The sequence below is a fragment of the Paenibacillus sp. J31P13 genome (assembly GCF_056269295.1).
Genome location: NZ_JBWDNR010000001.1, coordinates 512,033 through 534,949 on the forward strand (window position 1 = coordinate 512,033; position 22,917 = coordinate 534,949).

Below are 22,917 nucleotides of genomic sequence, written 5' to 3' on the forward strand. Positions count from 1 at the left end.
CGATTGTGGGCTTTCTTTTGGTTATATGTCTATTCATAGTTGAGAAAGCTTTTACAGGCGGCAATACGAGCTGCTGTGTCTCAAGGATATCCATTAATAGGCATAATCATGATTGATGTGAAGGGTGATAGGAAGTCGATTTCATTTGTTCTAGCTTGCTTGTTTTATCCTGAATTAGGGTATTCTAAGTTTCACATACTTAAAGAAGCAATTATTAAAATTCATTTATAAGGAGGGATAGAGATGAGATGGGTATACTGGGTACGACTGTATGAAACGAAGTTTCAAGCGGGGTGCCTTGTCAAAAGGATGGAGAATGATTGGTGGATTTACGGTTATGAATCACCTCACGAAGTAGAAGTATTTCGCTCGCGAAAAGGCCGCTATGGCGTGCGTTTTATACCTTAAAAAAATATTAAAAATAAATTAGTATAATTTGCTTGACTTAAAACCCCCTCCTGTAGTATATTATTTTATGTCGCCATTTCAAATAGCTTTGAAACAAATGGATATACGTCGCGGGGTGGAGCAGCCCGGTAGCTCGTCGGGCTCATAACCCGAAGGCCGCAGGTTCAAATCCTGCCCCCGCAACCAACCTTTCGATCAATACGTTGAAATATACGTTTTCGAGGGCCCTTAGCTCAGTTGGTTAGAGCGGTCGGCTCATAACCGATTGGTCGGGGGTTCGAGTCCCTCAGGGCCCACCATTTGCAAAGCTCTTACAACATGCCGGGGTGGCGGAACTGGCAGACGCACAGGACTTAAAATCCTGCGGTGGGTGACCACCGTACGGGTTCGATTCCCGTCCTCGGCATACCTATTAAAACCTAGTAAAGACTAGTGCTTTACTATAGGGATTAATAAACTGAATGCTTACATAGTAATAGAATGAGATCCTTGCTTTACACAATCTGAGATTAATCACAGATTGTAGTAAAGGGGGATTTTTTTCTTGAGAAAAGATAATATGGGCGGAGGCTTCGAACAATGGCAGCAAGCAAGCATTATGTAGTTTGGGTTGGCAAACAAAGCGGTGTGTATGAGACATGGAAGCAATGCCAAGAACAAGTGAATGGATATCCAGAGGCTAAATATAAATCTTATGAGTCAAAGGCTGAGGCGTTGACTGCTTTCAAGGAAGGCTGGAAAAGTCACTGGGGCAAAGGTAAAGCGCCAATTAAGGACAAACCTCAACAATCTACCTTTGGCGCACAGAAGCGCTCCTCAGAGCCTGCTGAGCAATCAATAGATTATGATAGTATTTCTGTTGATGTTGGCACAAGGGGGAATCCCGGACCGGTAGAATACAAAGGCGTGGATACAGGGACTGGGGATATATTGTTCTATGTAGGCCCAATTCCGAACGGAACGAATAATCTTGGTGAGTTTATCGCTGTGATCCATGGGCTTGATTACTTGAAGAAACAAGGCAGCAGCAAAACTATCTATAGTGATTCAAGGACTGCTCTTGCTTGGATACGAAACAAGAAGGTTGCTTCAACCTTGACCAGAGATGCTTCGACGAAGCAGATTTGGGAATTGGCTGATTGGGCATTAGATTGGTTGAAGACAAATACGTATGACAATAAAATTGTTAAATGGAATACGGAAGAGTGGGGAGAAATTAAAGCGGATTTTGGACGTAAATAAAAAGCAATGATAGATGATCACCATAAGGATGAAATTATTATTTTGTAAAAAAACTCGGTTTTAACACTTGCAACAACAAGTGTTGAGACCGAGTTTTTTTGTGGAATGAATATTGGAATCGACTTAATAAATAGTGTGATAAACAGTGGGAACAGCCTATTTTTGTAAAATTCGTTGACAATGATCCCTTTAGGTTGTATGGTTAGTTACATGAGTAGTTAACCAGTTTGGTGGTGATAGAGAAATGGCATTTTTGATTGATGACAGCCGCCCTATATTTGTTCAAATTGCAGAACGAATCGAAGATGACATTATTGAGGGTGTACTGCCTGAGGAATCGCAAGTTCTTTCAACGAACCAGTTTGCAGCCTTTTACAAGATCAATCCGGCAACAGCCGCGAAGGGTGTAAACATGCTCGTTGACGAAGGAATTTTGTACAAAAAGCGAGGGATTGGCATGTTTGTGGCAGAGGGTGCTCGTGGGAAAGTAATTGAGAAGCGGAAAGAACTATTCTTCGAAGAGTTTGTAGTGACGATGGTTCGAGAAGCGAAGAAGCTTGGCATCACAGCTGATCAATTAACGGAAATGATCCGGAGAGGGGATAATTCATAATGGGTAAAGTAGTCGAGTTGGATCGGTTGACGAAGTCGTATGGAGATGTGAAGGCAGTAAATAATGTCAGTTTCACCATGGAAGAAGAGAAAATCTACGGATTGCTGGGCAGGAACGGGGCAGGGAAGACGACGATCATGCATATGATAACAGCGCAGCTGTTCGCAACTAGCGGGGAACTAAGAGTATTCGGAGAGCATCCCTACGAAAATAATGGCGTACTCAGTCAAATTTGTTTTATCAAGGAGAGCCAGAAGTATCCTGATGTTTATCGTATTTTGGATGTGCTGAACACGTCTGCTTCCTTGTTTCCCAACTGGGATAACGATTATGCGCTCTCATTAGCAGAGGAGTTTCGCCTTCCGCTGAAACGGAGAATGAAGAAGCTCTCCAGAGGGATGCTCTCATCAGTCGGCATTATTGTTGGCCTTGCGAGCCGTGCGCCGCTCACGATATTCGATGAGCCCTATCTAGGTCTTGATGCAGTAGCCCGCAGCTTGTTCTATGATCGTCTGATTGAGGATTATGCCCTGCATCCTCGGACAGTTATTCTATCTACACATCTCATCGATGAAGTAAGCCGTATACTGGAGCATGTGATGGTAATTGATAATGGAACCTTAATCATTGATGAGGATGCAGAGGCGCTTCGCGGCCGAGCGTTTTCTCTTGCAGGACCTAAAGCTGCTGTGGATTCCTTCACAGCGGGCAAGGAGGTCATCCATCGTGAACCTTTTGGCAATCTGGTATCAGCAACTGTAATTGGCCATTGGAATACTGGGGAACGCAGGCAAGCAGAAGCATTGGGACTTGAGCTTGCTCCTGTGTCCCTACAGCAGTTAATTATTTATCTAACGAATGGAAAGACGCAAAGAAAGGCGGTAGAAGTCTGATGAATCGAGTCGCAAGCGTAGTTAAAATGCATAGCAGAGATAAGTGGTCATGGTTTATCATCCCTTGGCTGGTCATGCTTTCGAGCTTTATTGTCAATCTTTTTATTAGTCTTCTTGTCATTGAGCCTATCAGAACCGGTGGGATTGCGAGCATCTTCATTTATATGTTCGTAGCAGGTATTATCACACTGGCACAGACATTTCCGTTCGCGATTGGTTTGAGTGTGAGTAGAAAGGATTACTATTTGGGGACCTCGGCTATGATCATTCTAACAAGCATTGGATCAGCCGCCCTGCTTTTTCTTTTGGCACTCATAGAAAATTGGACGGGGGCTTGGGGCAGCGGATTGTACTTCTTTAATGTACCGTATCTTAGTGATGGTCCTCTTATCAATCAGTTCACAGTACCTCTTGTCATTCTGTTGTTCATGCATTTTTCGGGAATGATGATTGCTGCTACTCACAAGCGTACAGGGAAAAATGGCATGTTTATCATTTCAGCGGTTCTTCTATTCATATTTACAATTTTAGGATTTATGGCGACACAATTAAACTGGTATCCAGCCATCTTTGATTGGATGGGCAAACAAACAGCTTTGGACTATAGTCTATGGATGCTTCCTCTCATCGTTATATTCGCAGGCGTGACTTATCTTCTGCTTCGCCGTTCAACGATATAATCTGTTAGTCATCTTATGTAGTAACGCCTGAATGATCAGGCGCAGCAAAAAAATTAGAATCGACGGTTACGCTTGCGGTTTTTCTTGGCGATAACAAGAACTCTTTGACCAGGTCTAACAAATACAACAATCACTTTATTTCTTCTGAATCTCATTCGTATCTCCTCCTCTTCTAGAAGATAATTTATTCTATTCTTAAATTACTAGATTCGATTGGACGATTATGATCCATAACATGATTTGGGCTGTTGTTGGCTCATATAATCGATTACCTATATGAGGAATGAATATTGAATTTTCTGACAATAAAAAGTATAATAATAAAAACAACTGAACAGTGTGTTACTGGCGTAAACATGGATGACCATGAGGGAGCACACTGATAACGGCCGTACGCCTGGGCAAAGTATTTGATCATTGGATCAAATACTTTTTTTGTTTTTCTTAACAATAAAATAATAAGAAGGGGAAGGTGTATCAAAATGAAGATGGCTTTTATACTGTTTGATGGCATGACAACATTAGATTTTGTGGGGTTTTATGATGCATTAACAAGAATGAAGGTATTAGGATTGAAAGATGATGTGACATGGGACTTTTGCTCCAATAAAGAAGAGATTACCGACGATAGGGGATTAACGATTAAAATTAATCATGTTTACCCTGACTTGTCAGGATATGATTTGGTTTTTATCCCAGGAGGATTCTCTACCCGGCAGCTTAGGTTCGATTCCACGTTTATTTCATGGATTCAAACCGCTCAAAATGTTGAATACAAGGTATCCGTATGTACAGGTGCCTTAATATTGGGCGCAGCTGGCTTTTTGAAGGAGAGAAGGGCAACGACGAATCGATCCGCGTTCGACCTCCTAACACCTTATTGTGCTGAGGTAGTCAAAGAGCGTTTTGTCCGTGATGGAAATGTTTTTACTGGAGGAGGCGTTTCGGCGTCGATTGACCTTGGGTTATTCGTTGTCGAATCGCTTACTCATGCGGATGGCGTTAAGCAAGTTCAAGATATGATGGATTATCCATACTATAAATAAGAAGGTGCGTTCGTTATGTTGATCCGATCATTAGAAAGAAAAGATCAACCATTTGTTATGGGGATAATGAGAGAGCATAGCCTTCAGTTTCCTGCATTCATCATCAACCAATATCCAGAGCGCTGGAATGCTTATTTATCAAATAAAAGCACTGAGAATAGCGGTTATTTTGTAATGGTCACAGAAGATGGAAGTATTTTAGGCCATGCAGGCTTCCTATTTAATTTGGATTTAAAGCTATATGAAATTGTTGGAGTAGTCGTTAAGAAGGAAATTAAGAGGCAAGGTATAGGGAGGGCATTGATCCAAAGTATCTGCGAAAAAATGAAAGAGCTCGGTGAGAAAAAGGTGATCCTGTATACACTTGGTCATGCTGAGAATAAGGCGACTCTGATTTTCTATGAGCAATTAGGCTTTGATCAAATCGAATATGAGAAAGACTTTTTTATTACTGACTTTGATCGTGTTACTTTTATTAAAACTGTGTAAGATTACAATTACTTTAAGCAGTTTGTTTGGGACTAATGATTCTGTAGCAAAAATGAGCAGCTTGTGAAGAGGTGTCTTCGCAATAGCTGCTCATTATTTTGTAATGATATGCGAGAAAGAGGATGTTGAAACGGAGGCTTCCATTGATTGTTTAGAGCTATTCAATGGTATTAAAGCGTTTGACCGCTGTCTACTGTAATAATTTGACCTGTCATCGCTTCTTGCTCTAGCGCTACGCAAATTAATTGAGCTACATCCTCTGGTGTTGAAATGCGCTGAAGCAAAAGTTGAGGGGCTAGCTTATTCATCTGTTCTTCTCTGCCGGTCCACCATCTTGTCGCGACCGCTCCGGGTACGATACAGTTGACTCTAATAGCCGGAGCTAATGCGCGTGCTAATGATTTCGTTAGTCCGTGAACAGCAGCTTTGGATACTGCATAAGGGAGAGAGGAGCCCAGACCAGTTTGACCGGCTATACTGCCTATATTTACAATAGCTCCTTGTTTGTTTGACTTCATGTATGGAGCGACAGCTCGCGCGCAGTTAAACATTCCTTTGACATTTACATTGAATAGATTATCCCAGGATTCCTCTGTCACACTTTCTAAATCATCAATCGGAATATGATAGGTTATACTGGCATTATTTACGAGTAAATCAATCGCTCCAAAACACTGAACCACTTCATCGGACATCAATCTTACTTCGTTATCTATAGAAACATCTGCTTTATAGATGAAAGCCTGACCGCCTTCTTTATTAATCATTTCAACCGTTTCTTCTGCCTCGAATGTGGAACGTGAATAGTTCACCACTACCTTTACACCTCTACGGGAAAGAGCGAGACATGTTGCTCTTCCAATTCCAGTACCTCCGCCAGTAACAATGGCCACTTTGTTTTTCAAGTTCATAGGGTAGCTCCTTAATGAAAGATATGATAGTTAAATTTTACTTCTCAAAAAAGGATTTGTATAATTGAATTAAATGATGATTCAATTCAAAAAAATGAATGGTTTAAAAAGAGGTATAAATGTGGATAAAAAAACATTGAAAACATTCCATTTGATTGTGAAATATGGGAGTTTTAATCGAGCTGCAGAAGAAATGAATTACGCGCAATCGACCGTAACGATGCAAATACAGAAGCTTGAAGCAGATTTGGGCGTTCAACTCCTTGCACGCGGCAAACAAATTCAATTAACAGAAGCGGGAAGACTGTTTTATGAACAAAGCTTAGATATCGTACAACGAATGGATCAACTGCAACGAAGCTTGTCGGATATGGAGTTAGGAGAAGCGGGGAGTGTTCGTTTGGGGGTGACGGAGCCAAATGCAAGCTATCGCTTGCCAGAAATTTTAAAACGTTTCATCGCTCAATACCCAAGCATTCAAATCTCGTTAGATATTGCAAGCACCCCTGCTTTGAGTGAAAAGCTTCTGAATGGGGAAATTGATTTGGCTTTATGTTCGACGCCTAATCTCGGTTCAGTGCTATACTTTGAACCGTTATTTAAAGAAGAGTTTGTACTTTTGATGCCTTCGGATCATCCACTTGCTCAAAAAACGGTCATTGAAGCTCATGATTTACAGGCTCATCGACTCCTTATCACAGCAGCAGCGTGTCCGTATCGAAAGAAATTGGAGATGGTTTTGCAGGAAGCTGGCATTATTTCGCTCGATACGATGGAGATTGGGAGTATGACGGCTTTGAAATTTTATGTTGAAAGTGGATTAGGCATTGCGCTCGTACCAAAGATTGCTTTGAAGCCGGAAATAGCAGGAACAACAATACGCAAGATGAACAGGAGCATAGATATGACTTTAGGCTTGTTATGCAAAGCTTCCGATTACCCTTTGAAGCAAGCAAGCGCAAAGCTGTATCAACATCTTGCACATGTGCTTTATGAAGATTAGGTTGGTTTTGATAGCGTCCTAACTTTCTTTTTTTTAGAACGTAGTTTTTTGTCTAATAAAAAATATTAAACGACAACACCTTGTGACAGAATGTTTAGACGGATTGCCATATACTCTTATTTATTATAAATAAGGATGGTGCCTAATGACAGAAGTTTTCAATCAAGCTATAACGTGCATAAGAGATGTATTTAAAGGAATGAACCAATCGAATGGTTATGTATATACAGGAGAGCAAGAGCTCGGTAAACCCCATGGCTATGGCGTTGTGATTTTCAATAACGGACTGCAGTATGTTGGGAAGTGGCATGAGGGAATGCCTCAAGGTACTGGGAAATTGACGGATAAATTCAAGCGTTACAGCTATAGCGGGAAATGGTTGAATGGTGTTTTTCATGGCGAAGGAACATTCGATCTAGCTGGTGGGGATCGCTATGAAGGATCATGGGTGTGCGGTTTACGACATGGTAAAGGCTATTATCGTCGCTATGCGAGCGGCTGGGAGTATAGAGGAGATTGGCGGAATGACCAGATGCATGGACATGGCATTATGAAGGAGATGTCAGACAATACAACGTATGAGGGATATTGGATTCATGGAAAAAGACATAGCTCTGGAAATTATCTTTTTTCGGTAGATACGAATGATCAGCGGACCGATGATCAGGTATTTGGCACATAATAATCCATACATATAAAAAAGAAGAGGGAGCTTCTCCTTCTTCTTTTTTTGCAATAATGCTGCCGTTAGCGGTTTTATAAAATGCAATCGACCTGTGATATAATAGACTTCATAACAGTTCCAGCTTTGAAGGGGGATATCATTTGTTCTCAAATCATAAAGAAGAATCTTTATTTAAGGAAAAATCAAGATTGCTTTTTGCACAAGTCGACGTTTTAAAAGAGAATCTATATAGTGATCTTATAGAACGATTTAAGCAGGATCACACGATTAGCGAGCAAGAAAGAAGATGGAAGCTTGGTATTTTAGTTGCTGCCTTTTCAACTTCCTTATTCAGTAAGTCCCTAGTACGAAACAAAGAATATCCTATTCTCTATACGTATTTCAAAATAAAAATTAATGAGTTTGATTTGGATGGCGAGGCAGCCTTCGAAGATTGTATGGGTTTAATCGCGGATTTAATGAGCAGAACCGATTATGATCCGATTACATTTACGGATACGATCGCTTTGTGGCTTTATTTTCAAATTAGAGGCAAGGAAGACTTGAATGTTGAAGAAATGGCACCCTATATGCTGGTTGCACAATTTATTAACAACAACTTCTATAATTGGTTTGATGAAGAGCAATAAGAAATATCGCACTGAAAAAAGGCTTCTCTGCTGTCAGATCAATGGATCAGACAAGCAGAGAAGCCTTATTCCTTTATTCGGTGATGATCTTTAGATTGGATGAACTAGATGTGCTCGAATTAGCTGATGTAGGAAGAACTGGTTTGTAAGCTGCATCAACGTAAGTGGATACTTGAACATCGGTAATCACTTGCGGGTACATCTTGTCTGGATCAGGCAAAATAGCTTCGACGTATAGGATAGCTTCTTTACCTTCAAAACCGATAGAGGAGATACGGATTCCATAACCAGGATGCGGTACTTGTGCGCTTATAGTAACCTTGTTCACTTCTGCATTTACTGGAGTAACGGTTAAGTTATATGTCAGATTTGGTTGTTCAGGCAGGTTTTCGATTGGTTTAGTCTCCTTTACAAAGGTGATAGCGTCATATAACCAGCCTGCTGCAATGCTGCGTGTAATAGCTTGTTTAGGATAAAACTTGTTGGATTTATCAATGGTTACGATTTTGCTAATAAGCAGCTTTTGGATACTATCCATGTAGGTCTTATTAACTTCTCCTTCATCTTTAAGCATCATGTAAATTTCAGTAAAGGCATAATCGCCATTTTTGATAATGCCTTTAAAAAGGTGGTGGGCAAATTGCTCACGAGTCATCGTGTCATTAGCTTTAACAGACTTTGGAATATCAAGACCGTTGATGCTTGCTATGATGAAAGCTTCTGAATACCAGGCATTATTTTTAAGATTCGGGAAGTAATCAGTAGCTTCCGGTTTTTTAATGAAACGAATGTTGTCAATATTAAGCCCCATGCCTTTGACAATGATTGATATGCCTTCCGCATAAGTCAACTTACCGTTTGGATTGAATTTCTCATCTTTATTACCGCCTTTTAAAATTCCTTGCTTTTGAAGCTCAATTATTTTTTGTTCGTTAGCGTCATTTTTGACATCCTTAAATGCCCATGCGGTCTGGCTTAGTGTCAGAAGCATCATAGCGACTAGAGTCAGTATTAGAAAAGATCGCTTTCTCATAAAATCACCCCTTAGTATTTTTGCTGCAGCACTTACATTGACGTGAGGATAAGGTAAATTGTTGCATCTTTATGATTTGATATGACCCTTCTTTATTAGTATAGCCAAAACGTCGATATGTAAAATAACCCAATAAAAAGCTGAAAAAACCGTTGACTTCACCTTTGAATCCTGATATATTATTAATTGTCGCTAATATGATCTGGTAGCTCAGCTGGGAGAGCACTATCTTGACAGGGTAGGGGTCACAGGTTCGAACCCTGTTCAGATCACCATAACTTAAACACACAGAATCCTTGTCCAGCAAGGGTTCTTTTTATTTTCTTCAGAAATAACTATGGTGCCGCTATCAAAGAACATATCCCCGAAAGCATATTTTTTCATAATGATAATTAGTCCAAAGACTACAACAAGCGGAGCAAGAATAGCAATCCATGAAGTTGTAGGCAAAGACTTGGGAATTCCATCAATTAATAATGTTGAGTATTCCACCTAAGATAAAAATAACTCCTATAATCAAAGTGATTAAACCACGATCCCGGATAAAAGATAGTTGGCTGTCACTGGTATCAGAATCATTCCCAAATCGTCTAAAAGCCCAAGAATCTGGTTTTTTTATCGAATACATCCAATACTCCTATAGAATTCAACGCTTCACTATATGGTTTTAAATTAAACATGCACTTGGATAAATATTCCGTTATAATGAAAAGTGATGTTTGCTACTTTATTATATAGGAGGATTAACCAATGAAAAAATTACCTACATTTATAGCTGGGGCGGTTTTCGGTCTAGCATTAAGTGTTTCAACTGTTGCTGTAGCTGCCAACACTGACCTTGTTGCAAAAATAATGAACGTTAAAATTACGGTAGATGGAAAACAACTTGCTCTAACTGACAAGCCATTACTAGTGAATGGTCGGACATACTTGCCAGTAAGAACTGTCGCTGATGGTTTGGGCTACTCTGTAACGGGGTTAACAGATACACAGATCAGTTTGAGTAAGAAATCTACTTCAACTAATCCTGCAAATAATGGGAACACCGATGGAAAAGATGATCAAGAAACTACGGTAAAATACGTAAAGAATCTAAAAGCGATAATTAGTATTGATGGACAGATGAATGCTAATAAACTGAAAGTAGCTATAGGCGCTAAAGAGGTCAGTGTGAACAGTCAAGATGAGGAATCAGGAGATTCTTTGTTGCAATTGGCCATTAAGGAAAATAATGTTGATGTTTACAAGGTTCTAAAAGACGGTAAGGTTGATCCTCAATTGAAAAACAAAAAAGGTGAAACAGCCTTACACACTGCTATTATCGCGGATAGTAATTTTTATTTCGGCGAACTGATTAATGAATTGGGAGTAAAAAAACAATACAAAAACAATGCTGGTAAATATCCAATTGATTTAGCAGTACCGAATAGTGCGTATTATATTGCGCTTCTTTCTGTAGAGAAAGCCTAACTCTAAAAAGCACCCCTAATGTGGGGGTGCTTTTGCTATTTTATTGGATTAAATCGGAAAATTAGCACTGGTTCTCCGTATTGTTGCAAATTACATTAAAGCTTAATGGTCAGGAGCTTAAGTTAACTATTAACCTAATTTTTATAAAAAGCAAATCTGACTTGCCATAGGAAAAGCTGTCGCTTCTGGCGTTGAAGAGTGGATCGCAATTTATGGACATTCAAAGAACGAAAATTGAAGAATAAATGATGACCTAATAGTGAATCTTAAACTCGATAACGTCAATCGAGGGGGATGGGTTTAATGTTTAGAATTATTGTTTTAGCAGGACTTTTATTGATAACTGGATGTACAGCTAATAACAACGTGAATCAAAAGCAAGTGACACCTCATCAAACACGTAACGTGACGCAAAAGCAAGTGACACCTCATCAAACACGTATTGAGACTAAAACGACTAAAGCTCATAACACAGCACCGAAATCTAATATGACCCAAGCTTCATCAATTACATCGAGGGATGGGAAATCACCTATTTCGATGAAACAAGTACCCGATTCATCTTCTTCAAATTGGTTTGATTGGTTAAATGGCGATCAAACATCGGTAAAAAATCCAATGAATCAAGCACCGGCAAAAACAACAACGGATGAGACAACAAAAACGTCCCAATCCCAGTTTGAACAGCAAGTATTAGATTTGGTAAATCAAGAAAGATCCAAAGTGGGGTTGAAATCCCTTAGTATGAATAGCGAATTATCAAAAATGGCGATGGTTAAAGCAAAGGATATGTACGACAATAATTATTTTGATCATAATTCACCGAAACACGGTTCTCCATTCGATATGATGAAGGAGTTCGGGATCCAATACAGCTCAGCGGGTGAGAATATCGCAAAAGGCCAAAACAGCCCGACGCAAGTTATGAATGATTGGATGAACAGTCCTGGGCATAAAGCTAATATTTTAAAAGATAGTTTTACCCAAATTGGGATTGCTTATTACAACGGAGAATGGGTTCAAGAATTCATTGGTTAAGTACTTGAAATAGTACATCACGTCGAAGTGATAAATTTAGTGAGGAAGCCAAATAGAACAATACCCTAGCCCCGCAGATGCGGGGCTTTTTAACTTAAATGTCCTCTAGATTAACTAGTAATAGAAATTTATTTCTTTGATTCTTCCACACTATCCTCCGGTTTGTTTACTAAGCTTATCAATTCTTCCGTTTAATCAGTATCTATTCATACATAATGTTCGATTAAAATTTCAAAGTGAAAATCATGGATCTCTCTGCGATCATCACAAGACTATCCTTAACGTGTAGTTTTTTTCACTAGTTACAAATAAATCCAAGTATTCTTACTTTCAATTCAGAAGGCTTTTATATGAATACCAAACACACATTTCCGCAAAATTAGTGGAAAGTTAATGACTAGAGGAGATACCGCCCCAATCAATAGATAGAGTACAAACATAGTATAAGGCAAATAATAAGGAGGTGCTTTCACTGAGTCACTCAAATAATCACAAGAAACGTTGTATAAGAAAAACAACTGCAAGTAGCTGTTCAAAGAGAAGAAAACATGGAAATGGTATCATTGTTGTTAAGAAGAAAATTACTCAGAAAGTTTTGGTTAATGTTCCGCGGGGACGTCATGGATGCAGAGGGCCTGAAGGTCATCAAGGTCCTCAAGGGCCTGAAGGTCCACAAGGACCTCGAGGTCCAGAAGGATATCGAGGCCCAGAAGGATATCAGGGTCCAGAAGGATTTCGAGGTCCTCAAGGTGCTGTTGGACTAACAGGAGCAACAGGAGCGCCAGGTCCAGCTGGTGGTGCTACAGGAGAAACAGGAGCACAAGGACCAGCGGGAGTAGCGGGAGCAACAGGAGCGACAGGAGCAACAGGATTACAAGGACCAGTAGGAGCACAGGGACCAGCAGGAGTACAGGGACCGGTGGGAGCACAGGGACCAGCAGGAGTAGCGGGAGCAACAGGAGCAGCAGGAGCAACCGGAACAGCGGGAGCAACAGGAGCAGCGGGAGCAACAGGAGCAGCGGGAGCAACAGGAGCAGCGGGAGCAACAGGAGCAGCGGGAGCAACAGGAGCAGCAGGAGCAACCGGAGCAGCAGGAGCAACAGGAGCAGCAGGAGCAACCGGAGCAGCAGGAGCAACAGGAGCAGCAGGAGCAACAGGAGCAGCGGGAGCAACAGGAGCAGCGGGAGCAACAGGAGCAGACGGAGCAACCGGAGCAGCGGGAGCAACAGGAGCAGCGGGAGCAACAGGAGCAGCAGGAGCAACAGGAGCAGCGGGAGCAACCGGAGCAGCGGGAGCAACCGGAGCAGCAGGAGCAACCGGAGCAGCGGGAGCAACAGGAGCAGCAGGAGCAACCGGAGCGGCGGGAGCAACAGGAGCAGCAGGAGCAGCGGGAGCAACAGGAGCAGCAGGAGCAACAGGAGCGGCGGGAGCAACAGGAGCAGCAGGAGCAACCGGAGCAGCGGGAGCAACAGGAGTAGCAGGAATAGGTGCAATAATTCCTTATGCTTCAGGGGTTCCAATTGAGATGACCACCGTATTAGGTGGATTGGTAGGTTTAACAAGCCTAGTAGGTTTTGGTACAGCTCTTCCAGGTATTGCTTTAGTGGGAGGGAATATCAATCTTACAAGTATTGCAGGAGGCGGACTTCTTAATTTTGCATTCTCAGTTCCTCGTAATGCTACCATTACTTCTATATCTGCTACCTTTAGCAATACAGCTTCAGTGGTACTTTTAGGTTCTACTGTAACTGTTGTAGCACGATTATTTAGTTCTACGGCAACAAGTAATATTTTTTCACCAATACCAGGTGCTGAAGTGACACTTTCTCCAACTATCACTAGCATTATTACTGTAGGTGGGATGAGTTCAGGAATTAATAGCGGTTTGAATATTCCTGTAACTGCGGAAACACGTTTGTTACTGGTTTTCTCAGCAACAGATGCCGGAGGTTTAGTTAGTACTTTGATAGGCTACGCTAGTGCGGGTGTAGCAATCTCATAATGTATGGTTTATCATTTCATATCTTATAATTTGAATAATATTTAATAGAAACAATGCAAAACGGCAGATCGAGGAACTTCCCTTAGTCTGCCGTTTGTTTTATTTACATTGATCATTAGGATTTTAAAAGAATCACTATATGAAATAAATTCTAATCAGTTGAATGACAATAAAGCCAATTACGCCCCAAATTAGAACCTTCTCCATTACTTTGAGTAGTTGAAATGTTGCAGGCTTAGCATCATTCACCTTAGGAGAAGCGTCTCCAAACATACGCTTTTTAAAGAAAACAAAGATAAAAACAATGCCCAGTAGTGCATAAAAGAGTGCGAGGAACAAATATTTTGATAGAAAAGTATCAAATAATGAGAAAAGAAAATGAATAAAACCGATCCAAGAGTTGTCTGATACATACACGAAAGATCACCCGCAATCCAATCATCAAATAGGAATATATGTAAAAAACTATCACACATAGTTGTGTAAATCAATAAACAAAACGATTTGAGTTGGCGAAGCTAGATGGAGAGCAAAAATAGTTTTCAGTTAATCGGAATGGCAGAAGGAACGATTAAAGTGCCTGAACATCCATTCTATCCAATATTTTTACAATGAATGCTAGATCATAGTTTGATAAGCTGGGTAGATTCATGTTCTTATAAGAGAGTAGGAATCTATTTTGAAATCGATTATGACTCGATTAAATGCAGCGCTAATGGCATGTATATGTTTTGGCAGTCTCGTTCTATTGCAGCCTGTTACTGTTTCAGCTCAAGTGGCAGCGGGATCACCATTTCAAGATATATCTAGCAGCTATGCGAAAAATGAAATCATATCTTTGTATGAAAAAAATATATTAACGGGAACGACGAAAACGCAATTCTCACCGAATAAGTCAATGACTCGAGCAGAATTTGTTACGGTTCTTGGTCGTATGCTCGGTCTAGAACCTGTCGCGAGCCCGATATCTTCTTTTCGAGATATTGCTCAAACCGATTGGTATTATGGATGGATTCAGGCAGCCGTTCAGCTTCAGTTAGTTGGCGGAACAAGTGCCAGCACCTTCTCTCCTTCATCTCCCATAACGAGACAGGAAGCTGCTGTTTTGTTGACTCGGGCGTTTCAACAAATGAATAAGGGACTAGGGATTACGCTCCAATTTAATGATAGAAGCTCCATTTCGAACTGGGCAGTAACTTCGGTTGCGGCCATGCAAGAGCTTGGATTAATGAAGGGCGATGAGAAGGGGAATTTTCATCCGAATACAGCTATTAAAAGACAAGAGATTGCCATGCTTTTGTATCGTGTTATGCAAAACAAGAATTGGGTATATGAGTTAGAAACAGGAAAGGGAACGGCGGATCCTATTCACTTAGGCTGGCAATATAATCAGACAACGTCGGAATATCGTCAATCCGTCATTAACTCTGAAGTGAATACTTTATCACCGAGATGGTATTTTCTGGGGGATAATGGCATGGTGACAGATGTCACGGTACCTTCGCTTGTGACATGGGCGCATACATATGGAAGGAAAGTATGGGCAATGGTCGGCAATCGAAGCGATCAAGAGGTGACGCATCGTGTCTTATCTAACACGCTCTCTAGAAATAATCTCGTCAATAACTTAACACTGTATGTTCAAAAGTATGAACTAGATGGTCTTAATATCGATTTTGAAAATATGGCCCCCGTAGATCGTACCCTTTTCACGACTTTCATTACCGATTTGGGCAAAAAGCTGGATAAATTAGATGCAAAGCTGATCGTCAATGTCTCACCTGATCTAGGGACGGATTGGACGGATGTATTCGATTATGCCAGGCTAGGTATGCAAGCGGATTATCTATTGATGATGGGCTACGATGAACATTGGGGCGGGGGTTCTGTTGCAGGATCAGTAGCCTCATTGCCATTTGTCGAGAAAGCGTTGGATAGGCTGATAGAAGTGGTTTCGAACGAGAAGATCATTTTGGCTTTGCCTTTTTATAATAGAGATTGGACCTTGAATGGAGACGGGTCCGCTGCATCCGCTAAAGATATTTCGTTAATTGAACAAAATAAGCTGATGGCTGCTCACTTCATTAAACCAGTTTGGAACGATTATTTAGACCAATATACAGCGAGTTATCAGAAGGACGGGTTGCAGCATCGTATGTGGCTTGAAGAGGGGCGTTCGCTGACTGCAAAATATAAATCGGGCTTTCAGCATGGAATTGCTGGCTTTGCTTACTGGTATCAGGGCGGCGAAAGTGCAGATTCTTGGTCTAGTCTTCGCAATGCAGATAAGTATTTGAACTATTCGTTCTAACAGCTAATATATGGATTGAAATGGTTTGGCATGGGCAAATATTGTCAAACGCCCAATCAAATATTTGGTAGTCGCATAGGCTAATACATACCATGTTTAATGTAAGGGGTAGTCGCCTATGTCTGGAAACGGAAACCAAGGGGATGGTTTGAGTGCAGACGATCTTGCTTTAATCGCTGCAGTTCTTGTAATTGTAGCGGATGGCGTTGCACTTTGGGCTATTTTGAAAGGAAGAAATGAAAAGTCACAAACGGATAATATTTTACCCGAAGTATCAATATTACACCGCAAAAAGAAATAGTAGGTGCTTTCAATATGGATTCATGCAGATCCTATACTTATATATGAACTGAGCGTGACCCTTTAACTATCGTACATGTAGTCGGTGGTAAGGGTTGCGCTCTTATTACATCTTTTATTACGATTATTTAAATACCGATAAAGCGATTTGAGGGTGAATGATGTGGATTTTAATTTCGGATTGGCGACTATCGACCGCTACTCTCAGAAGATGAGCGGTCGATTTTTAGTGAAAAGAATGCTGCGTCGCTTATTTATGAGATGATTTATTGAGGACATTTTCAACTTTAGTGAGATGTGCTTCGATTCGTTCTACAGCACTTGTACGGTTTCGATTAGAAATCGCTTCATAAATATGAAGATGCTCCTCGAGCAGCCGTGAGGCTGACGATTTATCCTCAAAGAACCATAGTTCTCTTGTCTTACCAATTGTTTCGGTCAAACGTTGAGATAAGGAATCCATTAACTGTATGAGAAGCGAGTTATGGGATGCTGCAGCAATGGCGCTATGAAACTCTACATCAGCCCGTTCGCCTTCATAAGTATCGTCATTATTCATTGCTTGTTCCATTTTCCCCAAAATAGCTTGTAATTTATTCAAATCGTCATCGGTTCGTCTTTCGGCAGCAAGTGCGGCAGTACCGGTCTCCAGCACTTTTCTAACCTCCAGTATTTCTCTTACCGACTCTGCTCCTACGAAGGGATCTCCCGTATCATGCTGCGAATCAGTTGGAAGAACCTTTCTTACAAATGTACCGCCCCCATGACGGATATCTACCCAACCCATCGCTTTCAAAGCGCTTAGCGCTTCCCGTATGGTAGATCGTCCTACACCAAATGAGATCGAAAGATCGACGACAGAGGGTAATTTTTGTCCTGGTACAAGCTGGCCTTGTTCAATTTGACCAAGAATTAGCCGAGTTACGATTTCATAACCTTTCTCAGTCTCTACTTTAATAGGCTGCACAGCAGCGCCTCCCAAAAAACTTTGATTTATATACTATACTCTACTTTAATCATAAGTTATAATCAACGTAAAGTCATCAGATGACCTGATTAGTATTTAAAAGGGGATGAAAATAATAATGTTGAGTCCGCACGTTGTTAGCCTTCTTCGATTGATTGTCGGAGAAAAGTATTATCGGGATGATATGGAGGCGTTAGTCTCGCACTCTTATGATGGTACCCCTATGCTGCAGGCTTTGCCGGACGGCGTTATTTACCCGGCATCTACAGCGCAGATATCCGAAATTATGAAGGTGCTGACTCAAGAGAAAATTCCGCTTGTGACAAGGGGCTCTGGTTCAAACCTATGTGGAGGCACCGTTCCTGCGCAGGGCGGGGTAGTCATGGTTATGCATCGCATGAATGCGATTATAGAAGTTGACTTGGAGAATTTAACAGCGACAGTCCAAACGGGAATGATTACAGCCGAGTTTACCGCTCATATCGAAGAGCTTGGATTGTTCTATCCGCCCGATCCGAGCAGCATGCGTATTTCTACGATTGGCGGGAACATCGCAGAATGCTCTGGTGGGCTTCGCGGTCTAAAATATGGAACAACCAAAGATTATGTGATTGGCCTTGAAGCGGTTCTGCCAAATGGAAGCATTCTTCGCACTGGAGGCAAGCTGATGAAGGACGTGGCTGGCTATGATCTAACGAAGCTTCTTGTAGGATCAGAGGGGACGCTGGCTATTATTACGGAAGCAACCCTTAAGCTTATTCCTCCTCCGAAAGCGAAGAAGACTATGCTTGCCATGTACAAGGACTTGTATGGTGCGGCGAGAACCGTATCAAAGATTATTGAATCCAAAATTATACCAGCTACGCTGGAGTTTATGGATAATCCAACGATTCGGGTCGTGGATGATTTTGCCAAGTTGGGCTTGCCGCGGGATATGGAAGCGATTCTTCTGATCGAGCAGGATGGTGATCCTGAAGCAGTTGAACGAGATATTGAACGTATTAGAGAAATTTGCATCCAAGAGCTGGCTGATCGCGTCGAAGTGGCAGCAAACCGAGAGGAAGCAGAGAAATTATTGACTGCGCGTAGAAGTGCGTTTACCGCTTTGGCGCGTCTGCGTCCTACTACGATTTTAGAGGATGCAACCGTTCCTCGTTCCAAAATAGCGGATATGGTGCTGCGCATTAATGAAATCGCTCGCAAACATAATGTCACAATTGCTACGTTTGGCCATGCAGGGGATGGAAATCTTCACCCGACAGCGACAACCGATGCTAGAGATGCAGAGGAGATTCATCGGGTAGAGCTTGCATTTGCTGATATTTTCGAAGCTGCAATTGAACTAGGCGGCACGATTACCGGTGAGCATGGCGTCGGCATTGTGAAGGCCCCTTATTTGGAGTGGAAAGTCGGTGAAGCGGGAATGGAGGTCATGAGAGGAATCAAAGCTGCCTTTGATCCCGATCATATATTGAACCCAGGTAAAATCTTTGCAAAAGAAACGAAAAAAAGGGTGGTACTTCAGCATGGCTAACAGTGACGTTATGAATAAGCCCAATATCGAGCATAGCAATCCGTTGTCGCGAACGCTGCTTAAGAAGTTGGATTATGAGCAATTGACGAACTGCATGCGCTGTGGATTTTGTCTGCCGGCTTGTCCAACTTTCCGTGAGACTGGATTAGAGCCTGAATCGCCGCGCGGACGTATTGCACTTATGAAAGCCGTTGCGGATGGATTGATGGACCCTGATCAAATGTTTAAGGATCAAATGAATCATTGCTTAGGCTGCAGAGCATGTGAACCGGTCTGTCCAGCTGATGTGAAATACGGACAGCTCATTGAACAAGCGCGAGACGCTATTGAGGATCATGCTGAGCATAGTTTGCCTGTTACTGGCTTGCGAAACTTATTTTTTAAAGGCGTCTTCCCGCAACGCAGCCGCTTGAAGCTTCTTGGACGCTCTCTTGCACTCTATCAAAAGTCCGGCTTGCAGCGAATTGCTAGAGGAACAGGCGCGATGCGTCTTTTTCCGAAGCATATGCGCGAGATGGAAAGCATTTTACCAGAAGCTACTGGTCGCGGAGTCATTGAGCAATTAGGCACGTTCTACCCAGCTAAAGGAGCACCAATCGCTAGAGCGGCCTTGTTCAGAGGTTGTATTATGGATGTTATGTTCGCCGGAACGAATGTAAATACTGTTAAATTATTATCAGAAGCTGGCTTTGAGGTATTCATTCCAGAGACACAGGTTTGCTGTGGTGCACTCCACGCTCATAGCGGAGAAATGGATGCTGCTAGAGAATTAGCGAAGACAAATATAGCTGCTTTCAAGGCCGCAGGCGTTGACTATATCGTCTCGAATGCGGGTGGATGCGGAGCGCTGCTCATAGAATATGATCATTTGCTTGGGGAAGATGAGACTTGGCGTGAGGATGCAAGCTGGTTTGCTTCGCGTGTCATTGACGTTAGTCAGCTCATTATGGAGAAGGGGCGAATTCCTTTATTCGCTGAACCTCAAGACAAGTCTGAGAATGATAGCCTTCCTCTGCGGATTACGTATCAGGACTCCTGTCATCTTCGTAATGCCATGAAGAGCTCCGGTGCTCCAAGACAGCTGATGAAGCGGATAGATAATGTGCAATTCGTTGAAATGAAGGAAGCAGACCGCTGTTGCGGTTCTGCTGGCATTTACAATGTAACGCAGCCAGAAATGGCTGGACAGCTTCTGGAGCATAAGATGGAGCATGCTGATCAAACGCAGGCTCGGTATATGCTGACCAGCAACCCGGGCTGTCTGCTGCAAATGAAGCTCGGCATTGAGAAGTATAAGCCAAAGGATAAAATGGAAGCGATGCATATCGTTGATTTCTTGCATGAGCGTCTGATAAAATCAGGTGAATAATTAATATGATATTGAAATGGAAAAGCCGCTATTTATGAAAAATTGGAGTTATTCAGCTCCTAAACCTTCATAATATCGGCTTTTTTGTCGATATAATTTACGTAATTATATTTCAGTATGACAGTTTAAAACCAAAATAAAAATTCTTTGACTAACTAAAAATTACCATAAGTTTCTTATGAATATCTTGTATTTCGAGATAAATACCCTTATTATAAATGTTAAAGTTGATTTAATACTAAAGAATCTAATGTGAGTAGGTAAATATATGGCCATAAATGATAATATTTTGATCAAGATTCGGGAAATGAAAGAGAGCCTGACTCCTGTCGAGAGAATGGTAGCGGAATACACGTTGAATAATTTGGAAGAGATTCCTCATCTTTCGATTAAAAGTCTAGCCCAGTTGAGTAAGACTAGTGATGCTTCTGTCCTTCGTTTTTGTAAAACGATGGGCTATAGCGGGTACCGAAATTTTATTGTCAGCATATCTGCTTCACTTGGTTCAATGGATGATGAACAGAAGGATCAGTACACCGATATTCAACCAGGAGATGACCTGTCTATTATTATTTCCAACATCTCTCGCAATAATATTAAATCCATTGAAGACACGCTTAGCGTTCTGGACCGCAATGAGGTTGCACAGGCAGTTAAGGTGCTTCGCACAAGCAATCGGATCGTTTTCTTTGGCATCGGCGCTTCCGGACTCGTATGTAAGGATGCAGAGCAGAAATTTTCGCGGATTAATAAGATGTGCCATACGTATACGGATGGACACAGTCAATTGACAGCTGCTACACTTCTAGGTCCTGATGATGTAGCTATCTTTATTTCCAATTCAGGCGATACGCTCGAAATTCTTGAAACACTTGAAATTGCAAAGAAAAACGGAGCAACGCTTATTGCCATCACAAAATATAATAAGAGCGAATTAGCGGATAAGGCTGATATCGTCCTAAGCATTTCAACACCTGAGGTAACGATAAGGAGCGGTGCTATGGGATCACGTATCGCTATGCTCACCATCATAGACATTTTGTTTGCTGGAGTAGCCAGCGCAGAATATCAGAATGTGAAGAAGTATCTATCCAAGACTCACAATATACTATCTAGCAAGCATCGTAACTAGAGAATCAACTCCTTTGCAGCAAAAATGAAAGACATTGGCATTCTATTGCCGATGTCTTTTTTTATCCATTTAACAAAATAAAAAAACAGTAAAAATTTTTATTTTGAAATATTATTTCAAAAGGTATTGACGGACAGCTGGTCTGACAGTTAAAATAAAATTAACAAATCGTCATGTGAGATATCATAACATCTGCTGATTTGGTTCTCATTAATAGACTGGTAAAGGAGGATGACGATGGATCAGTATCTTGCGGGATTGACCACGGAAGAAATTAACCCGGACACGCTGATGATAGATGAATGTACAACGGAAGAGATGCTGCGACTTATGAATCAGCAGGATTCTAAGGTTCCGTCTGCTGTAGCAGCAGAAATTCCGCAAATTATTAAGGCAGTTGATATTTTACATCATGTGCTTAAAAGTGGTGGAAGAATGTTTTATATAGGGGCTGGTACTTCAGGAAGAATCGGTGTGCTTGACGCATCGGAGTGTCCACCTACCTTCGGAATTGATCCTTTGTTAGTTCAAGGATATATCGCAGGGGGAGATTCGGCACTCAGAGTGGCTGTTGAAGGATTTGAAGATAATGCGGAGGAGGGGGTTGCTTTAATCGAGCGGTGCGGAATAACGGAGAAGGATGCTGTGATAGGTATTTCCTCCAGCGGCAGTGCGAAGTTCGTTATTGCCAGCTTACAGAAAGCCAAATCAATTGGCGCTGCAACGATCGGTCTAGTAAACAACAAGAATTCCAAGTTAGAAGCGGTCTGCGATGTTTGTATAGCACCCGTCGTTGGACCAGAGGTGATTACAGGATCGACAAGATTGAAAGCGGGTACAGCCCAGAAATTGGTACTGAATATGCTTACAACTTGCACGATGGTTAAGCTGGGCAAGACGTATAATAATCTTATGGTGGATGTCAAGGCAAGCAATATCAAATTGTATGATCGATCTGTTCGCATCATTAAGACAGCAACTGATGTAGATTCTGACACTGCTATCCGATTTCTGGAAGAAGCGTCAATGAGCTGCAAGCTTGCTATTATGATGATAAAAACCGGATTGGGCGCAGGAGAAGCAAGAATGGCACTTGCTGAAAGCGAAGGTAATTTGAAAACAGCAATTCGTAATTTTAGTAAAGTCCTTTAATTAGCAATAA

At 41.5% G+C, this 22,917-nt stretch carries 22 protein-coding genes, 4 tRNA genes and 1 riboswitch; of the genes, 23 read left to right on the forward strand and 3 right to left on the reverse strand.

Going from position 1 to position 22,917, the window contains the following annotated elements:
- The first annotated feature begins 243 nt into the window (after positions 1-243).
- From AC0YOD_RS02055 to AC0YOD_RS02100, 10 genes are all read left to right on the forward strand, one after another.
- Positions 244-408 carry a hypothetical protein gene (locus AC0YOD_RS02055; protein ID WP_475797581.1) on the forward strand — a complete coding sequence of 55 codons (165 nt, stop codon included), beginning with the start codon at positions 244-246 and terminating at the stop codon, positions 406-408.
- 109 nt (positions 409-517) lie between these two features.
- A tRNA-Met gene (locus tag AC0YOD_RS02060) sits at positions 518-594 on the forward strand.
- Positions 595-630: 36 nt separating this feature from the next.
- A tRNA-Ile gene (locus AC0YOD_RS02065) sits at positions 631-707 on the forward strand.
- Positions 708-728: 21 nt separating this feature from the next.
- Positions 729-814 (forward strand) — tRNA-Leu (locus AC0YOD_RS02070).
- Positions 815-987: 173 nt separating this feature from the next.
- The gene (gene rnhA / locus AC0YOD_RS02075) at positions 988-1,650 is read left to right on the forward strand and encodes a ribonuclease H (RefSeq protein WP_475797582.1); all 663 of its coding nucleotides are present in this window, start codon (positions 988-990) and stop codon (positions 1,648-1,650) included.
- Positions 1,651-1,894: 244 nt separating this feature from the next.
- On the forward strand, positions 1,895-2,263 hold the full coding sequence (locus AC0YOD_RS02080) for a GntR family transcriptional regulator (RefSeq protein ID WP_475797583.1): 369 nt from the start codon (positions 1,895-1,897) through the stop codon (positions 2,261-2,263).
- Positions 2,263-3,156 carry an ABC transporter ATP-binding protein gene (locus AC0YOD_RS02085; protein WP_475797584.1) on the forward strand — a complete coding sequence of 298 codons (894 nt, stop codon included), beginning with the start codon at positions 2,263-2,265 and terminating at the stop codon, positions 3,154-3,156. Before AC0YOD_RS02080 ends, AC0YOD_RS02085 begins: the two co-directional genes overlap by 1 nt.
- Positions 3,156-3,836 carry a hypothetical protein gene (locus AC0YOD_RS02090; protein WP_475797585.1) on the forward strand — a complete coding sequence of 227 codons (681 nt, stop codon included), beginning with the start codon at positions 3,156-3,158 and terminating at the stop codon, positions 3,834-3,836. Before AC0YOD_RS02085 ends, AC0YOD_RS02090 begins: the two co-directional genes overlap by 1 nt.
- Before the next feature lie 331 nt (positions 3,837-4,167).
- Positions 4,168-4,246: riboswitch (ZMP/ZTP riboswitch) on the forward strand.
- Positions 4,247-4,318: 72 nt separating this feature from the next.
- Complete coding sequence (locus AC0YOD_RS02095; RefSeq protein WP_475797586.1) at positions 4,319-4,882, forward strand: DJ-1/PfpI family protein; 564 nt, start codon at positions 4,319-4,321, stop codon at positions 4,880-4,882.
- Positions 4,883-4,948: 66 nt separating this feature from the next.
- Positions 4,949-5,371, forward strand: coding sequence for a GNAT family N-acetyltransferase (locus AC0YOD_RS02100; protein ID WP_475797587.1), 423 nt, complete (start codon positions 4,949-4,951; stop codon positions 5,369-5,371).
- Between the two features lie 170 nt (positions 5,372-5,541).
- On the opposite strand, the gene AC0YOD_RS02105 is transcribed toward AC0YOD_RS02100, so the two are convergent.
- Positions 5,542-6,282 (reverse strand): SDR family NAD(P)-dependent oxidoreductase, encoded by a 741-nt coding sequence (locus AC0YOD_RS02105; RefSeq protein WP_475797588.1) that lies wholly within the window; start codon positions 6,280-6,282, stop codon positions 5,542-5,544.
- 121 nt (positions 6,283-6,403) lie between these two features.
- Here AC0YOD_RS02105 and AC0YOD_RS02110 point away from each other — a divergent pair, with 121 nt between their 5' ends.
- From AC0YOD_RS02110 to AC0YOD_RS02120, 3 genes are all read left to right on the forward strand, one after another.
- On the forward strand, positions 6,404-7,285 hold the full coding sequence (locus tag AC0YOD_RS02110) for a LysR family transcriptional regulator (protein ID WP_475797589.1): 882 nt from the start codon (positions 6,404-6,406) through the stop codon (positions 7,283-7,285).
- Between the two features lie 145 nt (positions 7,286-7,430).
- Positions 7,431-7,967 carry an MORN repeat-containing protein gene (locus AC0YOD_RS02115; RefSeq protein ID WP_475797590.1) on the forward strand — a complete coding sequence of 179 codons (537 nt, stop codon included), beginning with the start codon at positions 7,431-7,433 and terminating at the stop codon, positions 7,965-7,967.
- Between the two features lie 143 nt (positions 7,968-8,110).
- Positions 8,111-8,599 (forward strand): hypothetical protein, encoded by a 489-nt coding sequence (locus tag AC0YOD_RS02120; RefSeq protein ID WP_475797591.1) that lies wholly within the window; start codon positions 8,111-8,113, stop codon positions 8,597-8,599.
- Between the two features lie 73 nt (positions 8,600-8,672).
- On the opposite strand, the gene AC0YOD_RS02125 is transcribed toward AC0YOD_RS02120, so the two are convergent.
- Complete coding sequence (locus tag AC0YOD_RS02125) at positions 8,673-9,632, reverse strand: protease complex subunit PrcB family protein (protein ID WP_475797592.1); 960 nt, start codon at positions 9,630-9,632, stop codon at positions 8,673-8,675.
- A gap of 199 nt (positions 9,633-9,831) precedes the next feature.
- Between AC0YOD_RS02125 and AC0YOD_RS02130 the strand changes: the two genes are divergently transcribed.
- The 6 genes from AC0YOD_RS02130 to AC0YOD_RS02155 all read left to right on the forward strand — a co-directional run bounded on the left by AC0YOD_RS02130 (position 9,832) and on the right by AC0YOD_RS02155 (position 16,754).
- A tRNA-Val gene (locus AC0YOD_RS02130) sits at positions 9,832-9,907 on the forward strand.
- Between the two features lie 475 nt (positions 9,908-10,382).
- Entirely contained in the window at positions 10,383-11,102 is a 720-nt protein-coding gene (locus tag AC0YOD_RS02135; protein WP_475797593.1) for an ankyrin repeat domain-containing protein, read from the forward strand.
- Between the two features lie 303 nt (positions 11,103-11,405).
- Positions 11,406-12,140, forward strand: a complete 735-nt coding sequence (locus AC0YOD_RS02140; protein ID WP_475797594.1) for a CAP domain-containing protein — start codon at positions 11,406-11,408, stop codon at positions 12,138-12,140.
- 595 nt (positions 12,141-12,735) lie between these two features.
- Positions 12,736-14,142: an exosporium glycoprotein BclB-related protein gene (locus AC0YOD_RS02145; RefSeq protein WP_475797595.1), complete on the forward strand. Its 1,407-nt coding sequence runs from the start codon at positions 12,736-12,738 to the stop codon at positions 14,140-14,142.
- Positions 14,143-14,833: 691 nt separating this feature from the next.
- Positions 14,834-16,453 carry an S-layer homology domain-containing protein gene (locus tag AC0YOD_RS02150; RefSeq protein WP_475797596.1) on the forward strand — a complete coding sequence of 540 codons (1,620 nt, stop codon included), beginning with the start codon at positions 14,834-14,836 and terminating at the stop codon, positions 16,451-16,453.
- Between the two features lie 118 nt (positions 16,454-16,571).
- Positions 16,572-16,754: a hypothetical protein gene (locus tag AC0YOD_RS02155; RefSeq protein WP_475797597.1), complete on the forward strand. Its 183-nt coding sequence runs from the start codon at positions 16,572-16,574 to the stop codon at positions 16,752-16,754.
- A 249-nt stretch (positions 16,755-17,003) separates the two neighbouring features.
- On the opposite strand, the gene AC0YOD_RS02160 is transcribed toward AC0YOD_RS02155, so the two are convergent.
- Complete coding sequence (locus AC0YOD_RS02160; protein ID WP_475797598.1) at positions 17,004-17,720, reverse strand: FadR/GntR family transcriptional regulator; 717 nt, start codon at positions 17,718-17,720, stop codon at positions 17,004-17,006.
- Positions 17,721-17,838: 118 nt separating this feature from the next.
- On the opposite strand from AC0YOD_RS02160, the gene AC0YOD_RS02165 reads away from it, so the two are divergent.
- The 4 genes from AC0YOD_RS02165 (at position 17,839) to murQ (ending at position 22,907) form a co-directional block, all read left to right on the forward strand.
- On the forward strand, positions 17,839-19,254 hold the full coding sequence (locus AC0YOD_RS02165; RefSeq protein ID WP_475797599.1) for an FAD-binding oxidoreductase: 1,416 nt from the start codon (positions 17,839-17,841) through the stop codon (positions 19,252-19,254).
- Positions 19,247-20,623: a (Fe-S)-binding protein gene (locus AC0YOD_RS02170; RefSeq protein WP_475797600.1), complete on the forward strand. Its 1,377-nt coding sequence runs from the start codon at positions 19,247-19,249 to the stop codon at positions 20,621-20,623. The genes AC0YOD_RS02165 and AC0YOD_RS02170 overlap by 8 nt, the downstream gene beginning before the upstream one ends.
- A gap of 268 nt (positions 20,624-20,891) precedes the next feature.
- Positions 20,892-21,755: a MurR/RpiR family transcriptional regulator gene (locus tag AC0YOD_RS02175; protein WP_475797601.1), complete on the forward strand. Its 864-nt coding sequence runs from the start codon at positions 20,892-20,894 to the stop codon at positions 21,753-21,755.
- Positions 21,756-21,992: 237 nt separating this feature from the next.
- Positions 21,993-22,907: an N-acetylmuramic acid 6-phosphate etherase gene (gene murQ, locus AC0YOD_RS02180; RefSeq protein ID WP_475797602.1), complete on the forward strand. Its 915-nt coding sequence runs from the start codon at positions 21,993-21,995 to the stop codon at positions 22,905-22,907.
- Positions 22,908-22,917 lie beyond the last annotated feature (10 nt).